Raw genomic sequence first — 18982 nt, 5'->3', positions numbered from 1 at the left:
TTAGGGTGAGGGTAAACCGATCAACAAGGAGCAATGATGAGCATTAAACGTTATGGCGTGGGCGGCAGCACCGGCACCGGCGGGCAGCCCCTGCCTTTTGCCAAAGCCGTTGAGGCAGCCGGGTGGCTGTATGTGTCCGGCCAGACGCCGATGAAAGACGGCGAAGTGGTTGAGGGCGGGATTGTCGACCAGTCTCGGCTGGCGATTCAGAACTGTGTGGATATCATGACCGAAGCGGGCTACACCCTCGCTGACGTGGTCCACGTGAAGGTGTACCTGACTGATGCCCGCTATTTCCAGTCCTTCAATAAAGTGTTCCGGGAGTTCTTCGGTGACCATCCGCCAGCCCGCGTTTGCTGCGTGGCGGATCTGGTGGTGGACTGTAAAGTTGAGGTGGATGTGACCTGCTACCGCGCCGACCGGGGTTAATCGCCCAGCGGCTGCCTGTCTGCCCCGCCGCGATGGCTGTCCAGCGCCAGCTTGATGCGGCGCAGCCGGTCCTTCGCCTGGCTTTTGTTGGCCATCGCCAGTTCGGTGGCCAATACATCAATCATCGCCAGCATGGCGTAACGCGAAGTGCTCGGCTTAAAAATGTAGTCGTTTTCACGAATAATCAGCGGCAGCACGATGTCCGCCTGTTCGGCCAGCGGGGTTCCCTGCGGGGTAATGGCGATGATCTTTGCGCCATACTGGCGCGCAATAGCCGCGCTCTCCACCACCTCCGGCGTATAGCCTCCCAACGATAGCGCCACCACCACATCGTTGGAGGCCACTGACGCCGCCATCATTCTTGCCAGCAGGCCATCGCTCTGGCTCACCACCGGCAGTCCGAGGCGAAACAGGCGGAACTGTAGCTCCTGCGCGCAAATTGTTGACCCGCCGCCCATGCCCAACGCCAGAATCTGGCGCGCATTGCTCAGCCAGGTTACGGCCTTGTTGAGTGACTCCGGGTTTAGCGCGCGGCGGTTGATATCCAGCACGTTGATGATGGTTTCGTAGATCCCCTGCACGCCTTCGAGGTCCGGCACATCGAGAATAAAGCGCTGCCCTACCGCCAGAGACTGGGCGAGTTTGACCTTCAGTTCGCGTACGTCCTTGCAGCCGATGGCGCGGGCAAAGCGGGTTATTGACGCCTGGCTGGTTTGCGTCTGGCGCGCCATTTCCGAAATGGGCAGCGCCGCGGCGGTTTGCACGTCGTCCAGAATAAACTGCGCGATGCGCTTTTCGGTGGCGGTCAGCTCAACGAAACGATCGGTGATGCAGGAGATAATATCGATGGTGTAGCTCATGGCGCGACCCTGGTACTTGTGCATAAAGAGAAGGTACTTTGTACCATAAAACCGTTACCCGGGTCGCTTCACGTGGATTCAGAATGGTTCGCTCATCGCTTCCATGCGCCGCTGTTTGATTGTCGCCCGGATAAAGGCGGCGATGAAGACCAGCGCAGAAAGCACAACGATGGTCGGCGCGGGGGCGCTGTCGATAAAGAATGAAAGGTAGACGCCAAGGAACGACGTCACGATGGCCTGCACAAGAGCGACCAGCATCATGCCTTTAAAGGTGCGGGTTAGCAGCGAAGCGATAGCGCCTGGCGCGATAAGCAGGGATATCGCGAGGATAATCCCCACCGCCTTCAGCGCCGCGACGATGGTCAGCGAAACCAGGCAGAGCAGACCGTAGTTCAGCAGCTTCACGTTCAGGCCGGAAACCTGGGCCTGAATCGGGTCGAATGCATGTAGCAGCAGATCCCGCCATTTTAGCGTCACAATAATCGCCGTTAGCAGCACAATAATGCCAGTTTGTAGGATATCGCTGCTGCTCACGCCCAGCATATCGCCAAACAGAATGTGGTCGAGATGAATATCCGGTTTTAGGTAGACGTAAAGTACCAGGCCGGCGCCAAACATGCCGGAAAAAACGATGCCCATCACCGTGTCGCGCTTGATGCGGCTGTTGTCCTGCAGGTAGCCGGTGGCGAAGGCGCAAAACAGCCCGGCCACGAACGCGCCGAGGCCCAGCGGCAGGCCGACCATCCAGGCGATCACCACGCCGGGGAAGACCGCGTGGCTCATCGCGTCCCCCATCAGCGCCCAGCCTTTTAGCACCAGGAAGCAGGAGAGCAGCGCACACGGAATGGCGACCAGCGTGGTCATGGCCAGGGCGTTGATCATAAAGCCAAACTGGAAGGGGGAAAGCAGCGTGTCTAACAGGCTCATGGCGTTTGCTCCAGGCTCAGGCGCGCGCGCCGACGACTAGCCAGCAGGCCGTGTTTGGGGGCAAACACGAAGGTCAGCAGGAAAATAAGCGTTTGCAGCACAACGATAATGCCGCCGGTGGCACCGTCGAGGAAATAGCTTATCCAGGTGCCAAATGCGCTGGTAAAAGTGCCTAACGTAACGGAAATGATCAACAACCTGGGAAAGCGATCCGTCAGCAGATAAGCCGTTGCGCCCGGCGTGACCACCATGCAAATCACCAGGAACGCGCCAACGGTTTGCAGCGCCGCCACGGTGGTAGCCGACAGCAGGGTAAAGAATAATCCCTTGAGCCACAGCGGGTTAAGACCAATGGAGCGCGCGTGGTTTTCGTCGAAGAAGGTCACCATCAGGTCTTTCCACTTCAGCAACAGAATCGCCAGCGAGACAAAGCCGATAATCGCCAGCTGCACGATATCCGACGGGGCAATGGCCAGAATATTGCCGAGCACGATGGTCTGGATGTTTACCGATGTCGGGTTGAGCGACACCATAAACAGGCCGAGGCCAAAGAACGACGAAAAAATAAGGCCAATGATGGTGTCTTCGCGCAGGCGCGTGCGCTGGTTTAAAAACAGCATGGTGCCTGCCGCCAGGCCACCGGAGAAAAATGCGCCGATGGAAAACGGCAGGCCGAGCATATAGGCGCCGGCCACGCCCGGCACGATGGAGTGGGAAAGGGCATCGCCGATCAGCGACCAGCCTTTCAACATCAGGTAGCAGGAGAGGAAGGCACATACGCCGCCGACCAGCGCCGATACCCAGATGGCGTTAAACATGTAGCCATAGCTAAACGGTTCGAGCAGGACGGACATTAAGGCTCCCCTTTTAACGCCGCGCCGTGGATAAACGGCCTTTCGTCGTCGGTGAGGACGCTGGTTTCTTTCCCGGTTAACGTAACGTGGCGCAGCACGCCGCTGAACGCCAGCTCCAGGTTGGCCTGGGTAAAGGTGACGTCGGTCGGGCCGCAGGCCAGCACGGTCCCTTTCACCAGCACGGTATAGTCGCAATAGTCGGTGACGGCGCCCAGGTTGTGGGTTGAGACCAGCATCGTGCGGCCTTCGTCCCGCAGCTCGCGCAGCAGGGCGATGATCTGCTCTTCCGTTTTCACGTCCACGCCGGTAAATGGTTCGTCCAGCAGAATAACCTGGCCGTCCTGGGCAATTGCCCGGGCGAGGAACACGCGTTTTTTCTGGCCGCCGGACAGTTCACCGATTTGCCGTTTGCGAAAGTCACTCATGCCGACGCGGGCGAGGGCGTTGTCTACCGCCTGTTTGTCAGCCTTGCCGGGAATGCGCAGCATCCCCATGTGGCCGAATCGGCCCATCATCACCACGTCTTCCACCAGCACCGGGAATGTCCAGTCCACGTCCTCGGACTGCGGCACATAGGCGACCAGGTTGTTGCGTAGCGCCTTGCGCGTGGGCATATCCAGAATCGAGATGCTGCCGCTGGCCAGGCGTACAAAGCCCATAATCGCCTTAAACAGCGTGGATTTCCCCGAACCGTTGACGCCGACCAGCGCCGCAATGGTGCCGGTCGGAATCTCAAAGCTGGCCGCCCGCAGCGCGGTATGGCCATTGCGGTAGGTCACGCTGGCGTCCTGAACGATGATGCCGGGGCGACGACTCATTTCTTCAGCCCTGCATTGATGCCGTTAACGATAGTGCTGGTGGTGACGCGCAGCAGATCAAGGTAGGTCGGCACCGGGCCGTTTGCCGCGCTCAGGGAGTCGACATACAGCACGCCGCCGTAGTGTGCGCCGGATTCTCTCGCCGCCTGGCGAGCAGGTTTATCGGAAATGGTGCTTTCGCTGAAAATAGTCGGGATCTGATATTTGCGAATGCTGTCGATCACCTTACGCACCTGCTGCGGGGTGCCCTGCTGATCGGCATTGATCGGCCACAGGTAGAGTTCTTTCAGGCCAAAGTCGTTGGCGAGGTAGGAGAATGCGCCTTCGCTGGTAACCAGCCAGCGTTTATCCGCCGGAATTTTTGCCAGTTCGTTACGCAGCGGCTCAATGGTTTGCTGAATTTTCTGTTTGTAGGCTTCGGCGTTGCGGGTATAGATCGCGGCGTTGTCCGGATCGTATTTAACGAACGCATCCCGAATGTTATCGACGTAGATCAGCGCATTCTGCGGGGACATCCACGCGTGAGGGTTCGGTTTACCGTTATAAGGGCCTTCGGTGATGCCCGTGGGCTGAATGCCGGTGGTGACGACGACTTCAGGCACGCCTTTCAGGTGTTGATAAAACTTCGCGAACCAGAGTTCGAGGTTCAGCCCGTTGGTCAGGATCAGCTGAGCGCCCTGCGCCCGACGAATGTCTCCCGGCGTCGGCTGGTACTCGTGAATTTCCGCGCCGGGCTTGGTGATGGACTCCACGTCGGCGGCATCACCGGCCACGTTCTGCGCCATATCCGCGATGATAGTAAAGGTGGTGATTGCCTTAAATTTGGCCTGCGCCTGAGTGGCACCCAACAGCATCGCCAGCGCGGCGGCTGCAGCGACAATACTTTGCGTTAACTTCAGTTTCCCGGGCATCGTCTTCCCTCACGAGTGATTATAGATTCAGCGTTTATAGCAAGTGCTATAAAACATAGCTGTTGCTATAATCAAATGCAAACTATTATCATTTGTGTGATTTAAATGTGGGGGGCTTGTTCTGATTGTTTCTTCATAACAAAGCTCTCGGTCTATGCCGGACAGGCTAAGGTCCGTTCACTTCTCCCCCCTGTTTTATATACAGCCACCGTATCCGTGAACGGCTCGGGGGAGCCACCGTCACTCCCCCGAGACCCCGGACTCCCGGCCAAATAAATCGACCGCTGAAGCGGCAGACCTCCGTTTTATCTCCCAGTCCTGGGTCGGCTGAGATGCGTTCCCGACGCTCTCAGCCTCCGGCCGTTCCCGACGTCCGGACCCTGGCCAGTCGGAGAGAAAACGCAGGCGATTTAAGCCGGAACCGTGCCTCGCTTTATACCTGCAGCCACACGGAACGTTAACGTTGCTGCAAGCCCTACAGCCATGCCCTTGTTCCCGGCTCTCATCGCCCCCGGTGATGACCCAACTCAGGCGGGGTTGAGCTGTCGGGAACAGCGAAAGAGAGCGAGCGTCGGGAACGCATCGCGAACGACCCCGAATGTTTGGGTGATGGCCGGTGGGTTTACCGCTTCAGCGGCGATGAGCTCGCCGGGCGCCAGGGTTGTCAGGGAGATGGCGTTATCTCCCTGACACGTTCACCGTGCTGGGAACGTGCAGGGGAAATCGATCTATTGGTGAACGGAAAAACTACGATATGAAATAGCACCTCCCCCTTCCAGAGAGAGGATTGGCGTGAAAGCTTACAACCCTAATGCATCAAAATCTGAAGCATCGTGGCGCTCGGCCAGCTGCACATCGCCCCAGGTGCGGTTTACGATGCGGCCACGCTTCACTGCCGGGCGGTTAGCCACTTCATCGGCCCAGCGGCCAAAGTGTTTGTAGGAGTCTATGTCGAGGAACTCGGCGGATTCGTACAGGCCGCCTTTCGCCAGCGCGCCGTACCAGGTAAAGATGGCAATATCGGCGATCGTGTATTCATCTCCGGCGATAAAACGGTTTTTCTCCAGCTGTTTGTCGAGGACGTCCAGCTGGCGCTTGGTTTCCATCGCGAAGCGGTTGATGGCGTACTCAATTTTGACCGGGGCATAGTGGTAGAAGTGGCCGAAGCCGCCGCCCAGGTATGGCGCGGAACCCTGCAGCCAGAACAGCCAGTTCAGCGCTTCGGTGCGCCCGGCGATGTCTTTCGGCAGGAAGTGGCCGAATTTTTCCGCGAGATAAAGCAGGATGTTGCCGGACTCAAACACGCGCAGCGGCGGCGTGACGGAGTGGTCAAACAGCGCCGGAATTTTAGAGTTTGGGTTTACTTCTACAAACCCGCTGGAGAACTGGTCGCCTTCACCGATGCGAATCAGGTGCGCATCGTACTCTGCCCCGCTGATGCCCAGCGTCAGCAGCTCTTCCAGCAGAATAGTGACTTTCTGCCCGTTTGGCGTGCCAAGGGAGTAAAGCTGCAGCGGATGTTTGCCGACAGGCAGCGTTTTTTCATGAGTCGGGCCGGAAATCGGGCGGTTGATGCTGGAGAACTGACCGGCTTCGGTCTTGTTCCAGGTCCAGACTTTTGGGGGCTGGTAGTTGTGTTCGGACATCGCGTGATCTGCCTTCTTATCAGGTTAGTTATCTGATGAAACTATCTTGAAGTGTAGCAAGAGGGAAGAGCCTGCCGGGCTATACCGCCAGAAAAGCGAAAGCCCGGCGTGGCATCAGGCTGGTTTCAGCCCCGGTTCAACGAGGCCGTAAACCTGGCGATTCAGGCGGGAGGATTTTGCCAGTTCTGCGACGTGCGCGGCAACATCGGCCCGCATGACCATACCGTGAATTTCGGGGGTCTGGCTCAGCACAGCTTTGCCGGTGGGTTCGCCGTGAAGCAGGCCGCCCGGGCGTACAATAGCAAAATCCAGCGTACTGGTTTGCAGCCAGCTTTCGGCGAGGGACTTTTCCCGCACTGCCTGACCAAAGGCCGCTTTTGCCCGATCGGATAAATAAGCCCAGCTTTCTCCGCAGCCTAAAGAGGTGACCAGCACCATGCGTGAGATCCCGGCTTTTTCGGCGCAGTCGATAACTGTCCGGTGCGCCTGGTAATCCTGTGAACCGCCCATCGTCGAAATGATTGTGGCGTCCTTGCCCGCCAGACGGCAGGCTTCTGCAACAGCGTCTGCGTCGCAGGCGTCGCCGGTAATAACCTGAGCACCTGCCTCGCGCAGTTTTGCGGCGGCCTCTTCGTTACGCACCAGCGCAACAACAGGGCGGTTCTCTGCCAAAGCCATCTTCGCGGTTAGCGCGCCCACGCCTTTGCCTCCGGCCCCAAAAATTAACCATGGCGTCATGCAATATTTCCCTTAAGTTTCTCTGCCAGCGCACGAAAAGCCGCCAGCTGGTCTGCCAGTAACTGGCGATGATCGTCGCGCCCGATGAAGATTTTCAGCATCGCGCTGCCCGCCTGATTGAAGAACAGAATCGAGGCGGTGTCCATCCCCATAAACTTGCGTTCCACCAACGCGATGTGGGTGCAGTTAGCCGCTTTGATATGCCCCGTCATGCCTTTTTTACCGCGCAGGTTGAAATAACCGTGGCGGTGGAAGCCGGAGGGCAGTTCCCCGGAAAATTCAATAATCACATCAGGGGTGTGGACCAGGGTAGTGACGCAGCCCCATTCGACAACGGTGTCCCAGACGGTGTCGAACTGCTCGCCGCTAACCAGCGCCTGAGCAGGGAGCTGGGAGACAACATCCAGCAAGGTGACATTATATTGTGCGGCAATAGATTCCAGCGTGCCGTCCGGCTGGGTTTTTAAGTAATCGGCGAGGGAAACGGAAGTCATAGCGTTGCTCCTTGTGGTTTTTTGTCCGTGGTTAATGGGGTATTGAGGGCGGCAACCAGCGTCTGCAGCGACTGGAAGATATTGCTGGCCCAGAAGCGGCCTTCGTCGGTCAGGCGCAGGCAGGTTGAGTTATCGCTGGTCAGGCCGGATTCGTGCCATTGGGTCAGCAGCGGCTGGAGCAGATGCGCATCGGCGGTCAGCTCGTCGAGAGGCACGCGGGCGGTTTCAATGCCTGCCTGGAGGCGATGCCGCCAGCGGTAGCCTGGGTCAGTGGTGCGGGCCATCATCATCAGCGGTTTTTTCCCTGCGGCGACGGCGGCGTGCCATGCCTCCAGGTTGCGTTCAACCATCCAGGAGTAGCCGTTAACCGAGCCGCCCGCGCCGGAGCCAAAGGCCAGGCAGTCTGCACCTTGCTTGATCAGCAGATTGTAAAGATTACGTTCCCGCGTGGTGCGCGCCCAGTGGCTGTTGCTGATGCAGCGCCAGCCTGCGCTGTCCATGAAGTCGCAGCCCTGCAGGTACAAATCCCTGCGTTCGGCCGGGGAAGGCAGCGTGATGCGTCCGTTTTCCACGGCTTTACCCAGCGGCGTTTGCGGCAGCAGATTCAGGGCATAAAGATCGACCCCGTCCAGGCCGATGTCCCGCGCGATAGCCAGATCTTCTGCCCACAGCTTTTGATCCTGCCCGGGCAGGCCAAACAACAGATCGCAGACCACGGCGGCACGATCGCGCTTGCAGAGGTTTTCCATAAAGCGTCGGGCGGTGGGACCGTCGGAGGTACGCGCCATTTTTTTGCGGATTTTGCTGTTAAACGACTGGATGCCGATGGAGAAGCGGTTGGCTCCGGCGTCGAGGCAGGCGTCGATACGCTCATCGTCAAAATTCAGCACCCGGCCTTCGATGGTGATTTCGCAGTCCGGCGCCAGCGGCAGGCTGCGGCGCAGGGCGGTAATGATCCGCGCCAAATCTCTGGCTGACAGCGCCGAAGGCGTGCCGCCGCCAAAGTAGATGGCGTGAATGGGGGCAGACTGGTGCAGCGGGCTGCAGGCCTCCAGTTCGATCTCCCTGAGCAGCGCGTCGGTGTAGCGTTCGCAGTGGTCAGCCTCATAGCGATTCTGGTAAAAACCGCAGAAAGTACAGTGCGTTGCACAGAAGGGAATATGGAGGTAAACCAGCCTTTTACCGGGAGGCGTTGGGCCGGCAATCACCTGCTGCCAGGTGTGCTCCAGCTGTTCTTTGGCGATAGGTATTGCGCCGCGCCACGGCATGGTGGCGTGCCTGTCTTTAAAGGGTTGCCCGCCGGGGAGCGCAAAGTGCGCCTGGAGATCCAGTGTCATGTCGCTTACTCATAAATGAAAATGATTGTGATTATCGTTATCTTGTTTGAGGTAAGTGAAGCGCAAAGTGAGCTTTGAGGGAGAAAAACGAGCGGCTTTTGATTTAGGTCAACCCCGGTCAGAAGCCGCACGCTTTTCCTCCCCGGCCTGATAAATACAGGGCTAAGTATCTGGCGGGGAAGAGCCTCCGGGCAGAGACCGTCTGATTGACCTGGCGGGCAGCAAGCCCACCAGGCTTAGCGCGGGGATCGGCTTGGGTTAGCTGAGGGGCCGATCCCGGAAGGGACGGAACGCCTGCCACAGCTCGCGGGCAAAGATTTCCGGCTGTTCGAAGGCGGCGAAATGGCCGCCCTTTTCAACTTTATTCCAGTAGAACAACTGGCTCCATGCCGCTTCGGCCCAGGCACGTGGCGGCGTGAAAGTTTCAGCCGGAAAAAGACTGGCGCCCATCGGGATGCTGATTTTTTCTATGCCAGAACGCGCGGCAGAGAAAAAGTCCGCGCCGCGGATTGTGCTGCCCACGCCTTCCCAGTAAAGCCGCGCGCTGGACACGCCGGTGCCGGTAAACCAGTACAGGGAGATGTCATCCAGCATTTTTTCCCGGCTGAGCGCATCTTCGGGCTGACCGCGGTTGTCGGTCCACTCCTGGAATTTCTCGTACATCCAGACGGCAAGCGCGACGGGGGAATCACTCAGCGCATAGCCGATGGTTTGTGGCCGGGTATTCATCAGGTTGGCATAGCCTGCTTTATTCGACACGTACAATTCAATGGCCGCCAGCGCCTGGCTCTCCTCTTCCGTCGGCTGTTCCGGCAGGATGGCAGGTACGACCATCGGCAGGTTCACGTGAGCCGCCAGCAGCCCTGCCGGAGCCTGACCGGCCAGCGCAGTGGTGATGGCTGCCCCCCAGTCTCCGCCCTGTGCGACCCAGGATTTATACCCCAGGCGCTCGGTCATCAGCGTGGTCCATGCTCGCGCAATGCGGGCCGGGTTCCACCCCTCTTCCGTCGGTTTGTCTGAAAAGCCGTAGCCTGGCATCGCCGGGATCACAACGTGGAAAGCGTCCTCCGCCGTGCCGCCAAAGCGGGTTGGGTCGGTAAGCCGGTCGATGACGTCCAGAAACTCAATAACCGAACCCGGCCAGCCGTGCGTGAGTAGGATCGGCGTGGCGTTTGCGTGTGGGGAACGCGCATGAATGAAGTAGATCCCCACGCCGTCGATTTTTGTGCGGAATTGTGGGTAGCTGTTTAACCGGGCTTCAAGCTTGCGCCAGTCATAGTGATGCAACCAGTCGTAAATCAAGGATTTTGCGGCGCTAAGCGGCACACCTTGCGACCAGTCTTCCACGGTTTCCTGCTCCGGCCAGCGCACGCCGGCGAGACGCTGGTGCAGATCCTCAATAGCGCTTTCCGGGATATGCAGGTGAAAGGGAGTGACGGCTTCCGTCGCCGCCGGCAGGGTAAATGGCTCGGCAGAATGGGTGATGCGGGACATGATTAGCTCCAGAATGAACCCGCCATTTGCGGCGGGGAGGTAAAGGTAAACGCTATTTGTAGCGACTGATACAAAATATCCTGGGTTGGCTGCGGGCGTCAATAAAGTTGTAGCAATTGCTACAATTGCTATACTGCGGCCTATGACGAGAAAAATTAACTTTGACTACGAGCAGGCGCTGGACCGTGCGACGGCGCTTTTTTGGCAGCGAGGCTACGCTGAGACTGGCCTGCGCGATCTCCTGAAAGCGATGGAGATTGGCGAAGGGTCGTTTTACAACACGCTCAAAAGCAAAAAGAACCTCTACCTGTTATGCCTCGATCGCTACGAAGCGCAGATTGTGCAGCGCCGGATGGCAGCGCTGCGGCATGCCCCCACGGCCGCTGAGGGCGTTAGGGCATTCTTCACCGAAGTGTTAAACACGCTGGACGATCCGCAAACGTCTTCCCGGCTTTGTATGGTCGCGGCGATGGTCAGCGAGGAGGTGTTGTCTCAGCCTGAGCTGGCCGCGCGGGCAAAAAGCGGACTACAGAAGGTACAGGACGCGCTTTATCTGCGCCTCAGTGAAGATAAGGCCGCCGGAACTCTGCCTGAGACAGTAGATCCGCAGGAAACGGCTGCCATTATCACGACCTGGCTACAGGGGCTGTGGCGTATGGCGCTGATTGAATATCAGCGCCCCGTCTTTGAGCGACGGATCGCCACTTTTTTGGGGGCGTTGGGTTTATAGCCCTTCGGCTTTCATTGCCGCCTGCACGTGCGGGCGGCGCGCAATACGCGAATACCACGCCTGCAAATGGGAAAGCTCGCTGAGATCCAGCCGGGCATGCGACGCCCAGCCTACCGTTGTAAACAAATAGGCATCCGCGACCGAGAATGTTTCGCCCATGACATACAGGCTATTTTTTAGCTGCTCATCCACCCACTGGTAGCGCCTGTGCAGCAGCTGCCGGGCGACGGGTTTGTACACCTCCGGCGTGGCTGGCGTAAAAAGTGGCGCAAAACCTTTGTGTATTTCGGTCGCTATGAAATTCAGCCATGCCTGGGCCTGATAGCGCGCAAAGGTGCCTGCCGCTGGCATCAGCATTTTGTCAGGTGCCAGATCCGCCAGATACTGAATAATCGCCACGCCTTCACGCAATGTCTGTCCGTTATCCAGCGCCAGCAAAGGCACGTATCCCAGGGGATTAATGCTGTAGAAGTCGTCGCCGCTTTGCGTCGTGTGGCTTTTAAGATCCACCCTTATCATTTCGCAGGCGAGGCCTGACTCAAGGGCCACAATATGCGGAGAAAGCGAGCAATCTCCCGGGCTGTAGTAAAGCTTCATCAATGTTATTCCTGATAGCGGAGAAGGCGGGCGCTCTGTGGCGCCCGCACGGCTAGGCGTGGGTGATGGAGATAGCGCGAATATTGAGGTATGCCTCCACGGCTTCCGGGCCGCCTTCTGTGCCATACCCCGAGTCTTTTACGCCGCCAAACGGCAGCTCTGCGGATGGCGTCATCGGCTGGTTAACCCACAGCATGCCGGTTTCGATACGCTGTGAGAGCTGGTGGATGGTTTTGGCCGAGCGCGAGAAGGCGTAGGCGGCCAGGCCGTAATCCAGACGGTTTGCTTCGCCGATAGCTTCTTCCAGGTCAGTAAAGCCCCGAATTAAAGCGACTGGGCCAAAAGGCTCCTCGTTAAAAATACGCGCGTCGAGGGGAACATCGTCCAGCACCGTGGGCGCATAGCAGTTGCCTTGCTGGCCGAGGCGCTTGCCGCCCGTTAGCAGTTTTGCACCTTTGGCAATCGCCTCTTCAATCAGAGTTTCGACGGCAGTTACGCGGCGCGCATTCGCGAGAGGGCCAATCTGGGTGGTTTCATCGAGGCCATTGCCCGGTCGCAGACCTTCGGCCCAGCGAACCAGCCCGGCAGTAAAAGCTGCCCGGACTTTTTCATGAACCAGGAAGCGGGTCGGGGAGATGCAGGTTTGCCCTGCATTACGGAATTTCGCCGTGCCCAGCGCCCGGATCGCCAGTTCAATATCTGCATCTTCGGCGATAATCACCGGGGCATGACCGCCCAGCTCCATGGTGACGCGTTTCATATGCTGCCCCGCAAGGCCAGCCAGCTGTTTGCCTACCGGAGTCGATCCCGTAAATGTGACTTTACGTACGGCCGGATGCGGGATGAGGTAGCCGGAGATTTCTGCCGGATTGCCGTAAACCAGATTGGCGACGCCGGCAGGTAAGCCTGCGTCCGCAAGCGCCCGGAACAATTCTGCCGGGCTGGCCGGGGTCTCTTCCGGCGCTTTGACGATGATCGAGCAGCCTGCGGCCAGGGCTGCCGCAAGCTTCAGAACGACCTGGTTGAGTGGGAAATTCCATGGCGTAAAGGCAGCCACAACGCCCACCGGATCTTTAACGACGAGCTGCTGAACCGCGGCATCCCGGGAAGGAACAATGCGGCCATAGACGCGTACGCCCTCATCGGCAAACCATTCGATGATCTCTGCCGCAGCGTTAGCTTCAAAGCGTGACTCGGGCAGGGGTTTACCCTGTTCCAGAGTAATAAGTAACGCAATTGATTCGGCCCGCTCGCGAATCAGCTGAGCGGCGCGACGCAGAATGACGGCTCGCTCAACGGCCGGAATAGTACGCCAGGTCTCAAAGCCTTGCTGAGCTGATGCCAGCGCGTCATCCAGATCCTGCCGGGTGGCGTGCGCCAGGTGGCCTATCTGCTGGCCGTTTGCCGGATTAAGCACGGGCAGCGTTTTGGCGTCGGCGCCGTCGCGCCACTGGCCATGAATAAACAACCGGGTAGTGGTAGGGTATTGCATGTGGTTTTCCTCGTTTTTAAGAGCTAAACGGCTAGCCCGATGGCGAGAATTACAGCACCGCAGGTAAGAGGCAGGTAGACAGGGGCAGGGAATAGCGCTTATTCCCCGAAGGAATAGGACTGATGCTTATGAGCGATTTTCAGGCGGCCGGCCGAAGACGCGTTCCTCAATGAAAGAGATAAAAGCTTTGGACTTGGCGCTGGTTGCGCGGCCCGAGGGGGAGACGGCCCAAAGATCGATCGGCGGCAGCGCCCAGTCGGTTAACACCGCCTGAATTTCACCGGATGCAAGCTCACGGCGGAACATCCACTCTGACATGATAGACAGCCCGATGCCGGAGAGTACCGCTTCCCGGACGGCTTCCATACCTGTTGTGTGTAACCTGCCCTGAACCGTAACGGCGGCCCGCTGTTTGCCCTGGCGGAACTCCCAGCTTGAACCTCCTCCCCGCAGATCGTAAATAACGGCCTGATGATTAAGCAAATCCTGCGGCATTTGCGGATGGCCGTTGCGGGAAAAATATTCCGGGGTGCCCATCACCAGGCGAGGATTTTGCCCCAGCCGCCTTGCGGTGAGCGATGAGTCGGCCTGTGTGCCCATACGGAGTGCGACATCGATGCCGCCTTCGACCAAATCGATGTTGCGATCCTCAAGGAACATATCGACATCCAGTGCCGGATGCGCGGCCAGGAAATCGGCGAGATGCGGCATGACATGCAGCCGCACAAATGTTACCGGCCCGCTGACCCTGAGCCGGCCAGTCAGCGTTGCGCTTAGCCCGCGTGTGGAAGTCACGGCCACATCGGCCGCGTCGAGCGTGCGCCTGGCATGCTCGTAAAAATTACTGCCTGCTTCCGTCGGGGTTAGCCCATGCGTTGATCGCAATAAAAGCCGCACGCCAAGCTGCTGTTCGAGCTGAGCAATGGTTTTTGAGACTGCGGGCTGGCCAATGCGCAGGCGCCTGGCTGCAGCAGAAAAAGAGCCGGTATCAACGACCTGAACGTAGGTTTCCATGGCTGAAAGCAGATGCATGACTATTCCCCGGAAGAATGACCACCGGTAGCTTACTCTTGATGGTGGACGCCTGACTACGATTTCCTCAGGCGTGTGAGGGGAGTCCCGCCGGCTTCTTAACGGCCAGGTTTACAAGGCTCAGCCTGGCAGGCCTTCCACAATAGTGATCATCGCTTCTGCGACATTGGCTCTTTCTTTACGAGCACGCTGGTATTCCGGCGAGTGGTAGCAGGCCAGCGCCGTTTCCATATCGGCAAACTCAATCACTACGTGCCGGGTGAAAGCCGCGTCGCCTTCTACAACTTCCGATTTGCCGCCCCGGGCCAGGAAGCGGGCGTTATAGCGCGTAAAAGCCGCCGGGGATAAATCAATATAGTTTTGATACTGCTTAGGATCGTGAACGGTGACGTGGGCAATCCAGTATGCAGCCATGCTTTGCTCCTGTAGGGGAAGTCTGTTTGTCAGCCAATCTAGCATAGCGGTGAACGGCCGTATTGCCGGAAAGAGGCGGCATGATGCGATCGCTAATCGCCCAATTTGGCTTTGTACATTTCATTACACGCCGATACCAATCACTCACTGAAGAGTTTGTTTCACACGCCTATAGTTCATTCCAACAGCCCCGCAGTGGGGTAAACACGAAAACAAATTCGAGGATGTCGAAATGAAAAAAGTATTAGCTCTGGTTGTTGCCGCTGCTATGGGTCTGTCTTCCGCCGCTTTCGCGGCTGACACCACCGCTACCGCACCAGCTGCTGCGCCGGCAACTACCGCCGCTGCGCCTGCTGCTAAAGCGCCAGCTGCAAAAGTAACGCACCATAAGAAACACAAAAAAGCTGCCGTTCAGAAAGCACAGGCCGCTAAAAAGAAACACAAAAAAGCCGCTAAGCCAGCCACCGAGCAGAAAGCTCAGGCTGCCAAAAAGCACCACAAAAAAGCAGTAAAACCAGCTGCACAGAAAGCGCAGGCTGCTAAAAAGCACCACAAAAAAGCAGTAAAACCAGCTGCACAGAAGGCTCAGGCTGCTAAAAAGCACCACAAAAAAGCAGTAAAACCTGTTGCCCAGAAAGCGCAGGCTGCTAAAAAACACGTGAAAAAACATCACAAAGTTGCTGCTAAACCAGCCGTTAAGCCAGCAGCATAAGTTCAACGGGGCTACCCGTTAACTTGAAGCGTTAACACAAACACCCGGCTTGCCGGGTGTTTCTTTCTGGAGTTCAGATAATGTTGCGACGCTACAGTTTCGAATTAATCCTCACTGTGCTGCTGACCTGCGGCCTGATCACGCTGAATTTTTGGCTTCAGTAGACTCTGTTCTTCCTGGGCTCGTAAGAGCCACCGCCTATATGTCACTCAAAAACCAGGGCAGTGCTCCGTTTAGAACATCGTGCGTAGTATGCAGGGATATATTTATTGGGGCGCGGCAGAAGCGTTGGGGGAAGGCGCTTTTAGCTCGTGCTGGATCAGTGATTTTTTGTTCGATGGAGAGTCCATATCTCTGAAAGCAAAAAACCAGCCCGTAGGCTGGTTCTTCTAAATAGTGGTGCCCGGACTCGGACAAAAACGTCGGGAACGTTTTTGAACAGCGCTTGCGCTGGCCCCGCAGGGGTGAGTCTCAGGGATGAGACGAATAATCGAATTTGTTCGATGGAGAGTCCATATCTCTGAAAGCAAAAAACCAGCCCGTAGGCTGGTTCTTCTAAATAGTGGTGCCCGGACTCGGAATCGAACCAAGGACACGGGGATTTTCAATCCCCTGCTCTACCGACTGAGCTATCCGGGCAACGGGCGGCATTAAACCGTAAAGGCCGCCAGGCGTCAACGGCTTTGTCATAAAAATTACCTAAAACTATGCTGATTGCCTGCTTTTCAGTCAAAGGCAGTAAAAAGACGTGCTTCAGGTTAATGCCCCGCCGGTGCGGCACAGCGCAAAGCGCAGAATATCTTCCGCAAGGGTTCTGGCCGTGTCGATATCAGCCTGACTACGCTTCACCAATAGTTTGCTCAGGCAGCCTTCCAGCACCAATTCCATTTGGTGCGCGACCATGGTTGGGTCGTCCACTTCCATTTGCGTCAGCAGTTCGTGGGTGTACTCCCAGGCCGCTTTTTTCTGCTGGTCCGCCAGCTGATGAATCGGGTGCGCGGCATCAGGGTAGAAGGTGCAGGCGGCAATAAACAGGCAGCCAGGATAGCGCTGGTTGCTCACACATTCGGTCAGGGCGTGGTAGCGCTTAAGCAGCTTTTGCTCCGGCGTTAACTCTTCGTCCAGCATCAGCTGACGCCGCCAGACATCCACCTGCGAACTTAAGTAGCGCAGGGCGTCGTACAGCAGGGCTTCGCTGTCGGGCCAGAACTGGCGAATCTCAGCGAGCGGATAATCGGCTTCTTTCGCCACCATCTCCAGCGTCGTGCTGGCAATGCCTTCACGTTCAAGGACATGCAGGGCGTGCTCTAAAACTTCTTCGCGTTGCACGGTTTTCTCCTTACGTTTCCCAACGGATCAAGTGTTGTTTACTGGCTGCGATTGCGCAAATGCTCGCTGAACGCGGCGGCGTCCATAAAGCCCGTTACGCGGCCTGCCGGCTGTTCAACGCCGTTAGCGTCAAAGAATAAAATGGTTGGCAGACCAAGCACCTGTAAATGCTTCAGCAGGGCTTTGTCGTCGGCGTTATTTGCCGTGACATCTGCCTGGAGTAAAACGGTACCAGACAGCGCTTTTTGCACCTGCGGATCGCTAAAGGTGTATTTCTCAAACTCTTTACACGCCACGCACCAGTCGGCGTACAAATCGAGCATCACCGGTTTGCCTTTCGCGCTGGCCAGCGCGGCGTCGAGCTGTTCAACGGTGGCTATTTTGCTAAAGCTAAGGTGAGGCACGGCCTGAGCAGATGCCGGAGAGCCAAAAGCCCAGTCCTGCAGCGGACGAGCGGCGACCAGCGCGGCACCCAGCAGAAGGATTTGCAGCACGCGTAGCCAGGACTTCTTCGCCCCCAGGCTGGTGATAAAGGCCCAGCCGAAGAAGGCTACGCCCAGCAGGCTCCACAGCCTCAGCCCCCAGATGTCGCCCAGCACACGCTCCAGCAGGAAGACCGGTAGAGCCAGAATCACAAAGCCAAAGGCGGTTTTGATGCTTTCCATCCACGGCCCGCTTTTCGGCAGCAGGCGATTACCGAAGACGGTGATCAGAATTAGCGGCAGGCCCATGCCCAGCGCGTAAAGGTAAAGCGTGCCGCCGCCGAGCCACATATTCCCGCTCTGCGCAATGTACAGCAGGATGGCGCTAAGCGGGGCGGTTGTGCACGGCGAGCAAATAAGCCCGGCTAGCGCGCCCATCGCAAAGACGCCACCCGCCGAGCCGCCCTGCTGGCGGTTGCTCATCAGCGTCAGGCGAGTTTGCAGCGACGAGGGCAGCTGCAGCGTGAACAGGCCGAACATCGAGGCGGCGAGCAGGATAAAGAGCGCCGACAGGCCAATCAGCACGTACGGGTGCTGGAGCGCCGCCTGGAACTGGAGCCCGGCCGCCGCTACCACCAGGCCGAGTGCGGTGTAGGTCAGCGCCATACCCTGAACGTAGACAAAGGCCAGCAGCAGCGCCCGGGCGGTAGAGAGGCGTTGTTTACCGCCCAACACAATGCCGGAAATGAGCGGGTACATCGGCAGCACGCAGGGCGTGAAAGCGATCCCGATGCCGATCAGGAAGGCCCACAGCGCGGAGAAGGGGAGCGATGCGGGGGCGGAGCTGTCTGTGCCCCTCACCCCGGCCCTCTCCCCGGGAAGGGAGAAGGAGGAAGAAACACTGGCCTCATCTCTTGAAGGAGTGAGGGAGGAAGAAATATTGGCCTCGTCTCTTGATGAGGAGAGGGAGGAAGACACATTGGCATCATTAGCCGACGCAGCAATAGCACTCAGCGGCACAACGCGCGTTTCCGGTGGATAACAAAACCCGGCTTCGGCGCAGCCCTAATAGGTGACGCTGAGGGACGAGCCTTTGCCGGCTGCATTCACCGAAACGGGTAGGTTTAGCTGCCGGGTGAAGATCTCGGTTTTACCGTAGAACTCATCCTCGTGCCAGGTGCCTTTGGGGATAGCCAGGGAGGCAATGTCCGCACCGGCGGGCACTATTTTTATCTGCTGGCGGTAGAGGTAATAGCCGGGTTTTATCTGCCAGCTGAGCGTCAGCTTGTGCTCCGCCTGCTGAAAATCAAAGGCAAAGGCCTGGTCGACCGGGACAAACTGCGTTTTATTCTGGGCGTCAAACAGCCCGGCGAAGGCCTGCGAACTGCATAACAGCAGGACTAGCGTAATGATGCGTAGAGCCATGAGAGATATTCACTGTTTCCGTGTGCAACTGGCAGAACCAGTAGTTCTGGCGTTTGATAAGGGTGATGGGTTTTCAGGCAGGCAAGCAGTGCCTCCTGGTGTTCCACGTCGCTCTTGAGCAGCATTTGGACTTCGTACTCCTGCTCCAGCTTTCCTTCCCAGTAATAGAGCGAAGTTGCGCCCGGCAGCAGCGTCACGCAGGCGGCAAGTTTCTCCGCCAGCACTTTCGCGGCCAGATCCTGCGCGGTGGCTTCATCCGGGGCGGTACAGAGTACAACGACAGCCTGGGTCATCGACATCGCAAACCTCATTGTGGGAGGA

The 18982-nt window shown here is 57.8% G+C and carries 21 protein-coding genes, 1 tRNA gene and 1 pseudogene; 4 read left to right on the top strand and 19 right to left on the bottom strand.

All coding sequences use genetic code 11. The features are described from left to right. Positions 1-36: 36 nt before the first annotated feature. Positions 37-429, top strand: a complete 393-nt coding sequence (locus F3J29_RS15440) for a RidA family protein (protein WP_166867347.1) — start codon at positions 37-39, stop codon at positions 427-429. Here F3J29_RS15440 and F3J29_RS15435 read toward each other — a convergent pair. The 10 genes from F3J29_RS15435 to F3J29_RS15390 form a co-directional block, all read right to left on the bottom strand. Next, positions 426-1289 (bottom strand): MurR/RpiR family transcriptional regulator, encoded by an 864-nt coding sequence (locus tag F3J29_RS15435; protein ID WP_008453334.1) that lies wholly within the window; start codon positions 1287-1289, stop codon positions 426-428. The genes F3J29_RS15440 and F3J29_RS15435 overlap by 4 nt on opposite strands. 78 nt (positions 1290-1367) lie before the next feature. Continuing rightward, positions 1368-2216, bottom strand: coding sequence for a metal ABC transporter permease (locus tag F3J29_RS15430; RefSeq protein WP_166867345.1), 849 nt, complete (start codon positions 2214-2216; stop codon positions 1368-1370). Further along, the gene (sitC, locus tag F3J29_RS15425; RefSeq protein ID WP_166867343.1) at positions 2213-3070 is read right to left on the bottom strand and encodes an iron/manganese ABC transporter permease subunit SitC; all 858 of its coding nucleotides are present in this window, start codon (positions 3068-3070) and stop codon (positions 2213-2215) included. The genes F3J29_RS15430 and sitC overlap by 4 nt, the downstream gene beginning before the upstream one ends. Then, the gene (locus tag F3J29_RS15420) at positions 3070-3888 is read right to left on the bottom strand and encodes a manganese/iron ABC transporter ATP-binding protein (RefSeq protein ID WP_166867341.1); all 819 of its coding nucleotides are present in this window, start codon (positions 3886-3888) and stop codon (positions 3070-3072) included. Before F3J29_RS15420 ends, sitC begins: the two co-directional genes overlap by 1 nt. Further along, positions 3885-4742 (bottom strand): metal ABC transporter substrate-binding protein, encoded by an 858-nt coding sequence (locus tag F3J29_RS15415; protein WP_286175416.1) that lies wholly within the window; start codon positions 4740-4742, stop codon positions 3885-3887. Before F3J29_RS15415 ends, F3J29_RS15420 begins: the two co-directional genes overlap by 4 nt. A gap of 857 nt (positions 4743-5599) precedes the next feature. Continuing rightward, the gene (gene yghU / locus F3J29_RS15410) at positions 5600-6445 is read right to left on the bottom strand and encodes a glutathione-dependent disulfide-bond oxidoreductase (RefSeq protein WP_166867337.1); all 846 of its coding nucleotides are present in this window, start codon (positions 6443-6445) and stop codon (positions 5600-5602) included. A gap of 114 nt (positions 6446-6559) precedes the next feature. Beyond that, a complete protein-coding gene (locus F3J29_RS15405) occupies positions 6560-7183 on the bottom strand; it encodes an SDR family oxidoreductase (RefSeq protein WP_166867335.1) in 624 nt (207 codons plus the stop codon). After that, positions 7180-7677, bottom strand: coding sequence for a heme utilization cystosolic carrier protein HutX (gene hutX / locus F3J29_RS15400; protein WP_166867333.1), 498 nt, complete (start codon positions 7675-7677; stop codon positions 7180-7182). Before hutX ends, F3J29_RS15405 begins: the two co-directional genes overlap by 4 nt. After that, positions 7674-9014 (bottom strand): heme anaerobic degradation radical SAM methyltransferase ChuW/HutW, encoded by a 1341-nt coding sequence (gene hutW / locus F3J29_RS15395; RefSeq protein WP_166867331.1) that lies wholly within the window; start codon positions 9012-9014, stop codon positions 7674-7676. Before hutW ends, hutX begins: the two co-directional genes overlap by 4 nt. Before the next feature lie 258 nt (positions 9015-9272). Next, positions 9273-10508 (bottom strand): epoxide hydrolase family protein, encoded by a 1236-nt coding sequence (locus tag F3J29_RS15390; RefSeq protein WP_166867330.1) that lies wholly within the window; start codon positions 10506-10508, stop codon positions 9273-9275. A gap of 142 nt (positions 10509-10650) precedes the next feature. On the opposite strand from F3J29_RS15390, the gene F3J29_RS15385 reads away from it, so the two are divergent. Further along, positions 10651-11238 carry a TetR/AcrR family transcriptional regulator gene (locus F3J29_RS15385; RefSeq protein ID WP_166867328.1) on the top strand — a complete coding sequence of 196 codons (588 nt, stop codon included), beginning with the start codon at positions 10651-10653 and terminating at the stop codon, positions 11236-11238. Here F3J29_RS15385 and gstA read toward each other — a convergent pair. The 4 genes from gstA to F3J29_RS15365 form a co-directional block, all read right to left on the bottom strand. Continuing rightward, positions 11233-11835, bottom strand: coding sequence for a glutathione transferase GstA (gene gstA, locus F3J29_RS15380; protein ID WP_166867326.1), 603 nt, complete (start codon positions 11833-11835; stop codon positions 11233-11235). The genes F3J29_RS15385 and gstA overlap by 6 nt on opposite strands. Positions 11836-11887: 52 nt before the next feature. Then, positions 11888-13327, bottom strand: coding sequence for an NAD-dependent succinate-semialdehyde dehydrogenase (locus tag F3J29_RS15375; RefSeq protein ID WP_166867324.1), 1440 nt, complete (start codon positions 13325-13327; stop codon positions 11888-11890). Between the two features lie 126 nt (positions 13328-13453). Then, a complete protein-coding gene (locus tag F3J29_RS15370) occupies positions 13454-14359 on the bottom strand; it encodes a LysR family transcriptional regulator (protein ID WP_166867322.1) in 906 nt (301 codons plus the stop codon). Positions 14360-14479: 120 nt separating this feature from the next. Further along, complete coding sequence (locus F3J29_RS15365) at positions 14480-14773, bottom strand: DUF1330 domain-containing protein (RefSeq protein WP_166867320.1); 294 nt, start codon at positions 14771-14773, stop codon at positions 14480-14482. 232 nt (positions 14774-15005) lie between these two features. Here F3J29_RS15365 and asr point away from each other — a divergent pair, with 232 nt between their 5' ends. Together asr and ydgU are read left to right on the top strand one after the other, a co-directional pair. Next, positions 15006-15485, top strand: coding sequence for an acid resistance repetitive basic protein Asr (asr, locus tag F3J29_RS15360; RefSeq protein WP_166867317.1), 480 nt, complete (start codon positions 15006-15008; stop codon positions 15483-15485). 80 nt (positions 15486-15565) lie between these two features. Then, positions 15566-15649, top strand: a complete 84-nt coding sequence (gene ydgU, locus F3J29_RS22960) for a small membrane protein YdgU (protein ID WP_502706566.1) — start codon at positions 15566-15568, stop codon at positions 15647-15649. Positions 15650-16048: 399 nt separating this feature from the next. Here the strand turns inward: ydgU and F3J29_RS15355 are convergent. The 5 genes and pseudogenes from F3J29_RS15355 to cutA all read right to left on the bottom strand — a co-directional run bounded on the left by F3J29_RS15355 (position 16049) and on the right by cutA (position 18960). Further along, positions 16049-16124 (bottom strand) — tRNA-Phe (locus F3J29_RS15355). 114 nt (positions 16125-16238) lie between these two features. Next, complete coding sequence (locus tag F3J29_RS15350) at positions 16239-16814, bottom strand: transcriptional regulator (RefSeq protein WP_008453778.1); 576 nt, start codon at positions 16812-16814, stop codon at positions 16239-16241. A gap of 38 nt (positions 16815-16852) precedes the next feature. Then, positions 16853-18241 carry a protein-disulfide reductase DsbD gene (locus F3J29_RS15345; protein WP_502706565.1) on the bottom strand — a complete coding sequence of 463 codons (1389 nt, stop codon included), beginning with the start codon at positions 18239-18241 and terminating at the stop codon, positions 16853-16855. Continuing rightward, a pseudogene (locus F3J29_RS22955) lies at positions 18214-18661 on the bottom strand (protein-disulfide reductase DsbD domain-containing protein); the annotation flags it as partial. The gene F3J29_RS15345 and the pseudogene F3J29_RS22955, both read right to left, overlap by 28 nt. Beyond that, on the bottom strand, positions 18637-18960 hold the full coding sequence (cutA, locus tag F3J29_RS15340; RefSeq protein WP_008453776.1) for a divalent cation tolerance protein CutA: 324 nt from the start codon (positions 18958-18960) through the stop codon (positions 18637-18639). The gene cutA and the pseudogene F3J29_RS22955, both read right to left, overlap by 25 nt. Positions 18961-18982 lie beyond the last annotated feature (22 nt).

Origin of the sequence: Enterobacter sp. Cy-643, assembly GCF_011752815.1 — a bacterium.
Taxonomy (GTDB): Bacteria; Pseudomonadota; Gammaproteobacteria; order Enterobacterales; family Enterobacteriaceae; genus Cedecea.
The sequence above is the reverse complement of the archived record's forward strand: the minus strand, read 5'-3'. Positions and strand labels throughout refer to the sequence as shown.

Excerpts from the sequence above, each read along its gene's own strand:
- F3J29_RS15415 (WP_286175416.1), bottom strand. The coding sequence starts at position 4,742 with ATGCTGTTGGGTGCCACTCAGGCGCAGGCCAAATTTAAGGCAATCACC.
- F3J29_RS15370 (WP_166867322.1), bottom strand. The coding sequence starts at position 14,359 with ATGCATCTGCTTTCAGCCATGGAAACCTACGTTCAGGTCGTTGATACC.
- sitC (WP_166867343.1), bottom strand. The coding sequence starts at position 3,070 with ATGTCCGTCCTGCTCGAACCGTTTAGCTATGGCTACATGTTTAACGCC.
- F3J29_RS15440 (WP_166867347.1), top strand. The coding sequence starts at position 37 with ATGAGCATTAAACGTTATGGCGTGGGCGGCAGCACCGGCACCGGCGGG.
- hutW (WP_166867331.1), bottom strand. The coding sequence starts at position 9,014 with ATGACACTGGATCTCCAGGCGCACTTTGCGCTCCCCGGCGGGCAACCC.
- yghU (WP_166867337.1), bottom strand. The coding sequence starts at position 6,445 with ATGTCCGAACACAACTACCAGCCCCCAAAAGTCTGGACCTGGAACAAG.
- F3J29_RS15405 (WP_166867335.1), bottom strand. The coding sequence starts at position 7,183 with ATGACGCCATGGTTAATTTTTGGGGCCGGAGGCAAAGGCGTGGGCGCG.
- F3J29_RS15420 (WP_166867341.1), bottom strand. The coding sequence starts at position 3,888 with ATGAGTCGTCGCCCCGGCATCATCGTTCAGGACGCCAGCGTGACCTAC.
- F3J29_RS15430 (WP_166867345.1), bottom strand. The coding sequence starts at position 2,216 with ATGAGCCTGTTAGACACGCTGCTTTCCCCCTTCCAGTTTGGCTTTATG.
- hutX (WP_166867333.1), bottom strand. The coding sequence starts at position 7,677 with ATGACTTCCGTTTCCCTCGCCGATTACTTAAAAACCCAGCCGGACGGC.
- F3J29_RS15375 (WP_166867324.1), bottom strand. The coding sequence starts at position 13,327 with ATGCAATACCCTACCACTACCCGGTTGTTTATTCATGGCCAGTGGCGC.
- gstA (WP_166867326.1), bottom strand. The coding sequence starts at position 11,835 with ATGAAGCTTTACTACAGCCCGGGAGATTGCTCGCTTTCTCCGCATATT.
- F3J29_RS15390 (WP_166867330.1), bottom strand. The coding sequence starts at position 10,508 with ATGTCCCGCATCACCCATTCTGCCGAGCCATTTACCCTGCCGGCGGCG.
- F3J29_RS15435 (WP_008453334.1), bottom strand. The coding sequence starts at position 1,289 with ATGAGCTACACCATCGATATTATCTCCTGCATCACCGATCGTTTCGTT.
- F3J29_RS15385 (WP_166867328.1), top strand. The coding sequence starts at position 10,651 with ATGACGAGAAAAATTAACTTTGACTACGAGCAGGCGCTGGACCGTGCG.
- asr (WP_166867317.1), top strand. The coding sequence starts at position 15,006 with ATGAAAAAAGTATTAGCTCTGGTTGTTGCCGCTGCTATGGGTCTGTCT.
- ydgU (WP_502706566.1), top strand. The coding sequence starts at position 15,566 with ATGTTGCGACGCTACAGTTTCGAATTAATCCTCACTGTGCTGCTGACC.
- F3J29_RS15365 (WP_166867320.1), bottom strand. The coding sequence starts at position 14,773 with ATGGCTGCATACTGGATTGCCCACGTCACCGTTCACGATCCTAAGCAG.
- cutA (WP_008453776.1), bottom strand. The coding sequence starts at position 18,960 with ATGTCGATGACCCAGGCTGTCGTTGTACTCTGTACCGCCCCGGATGAA.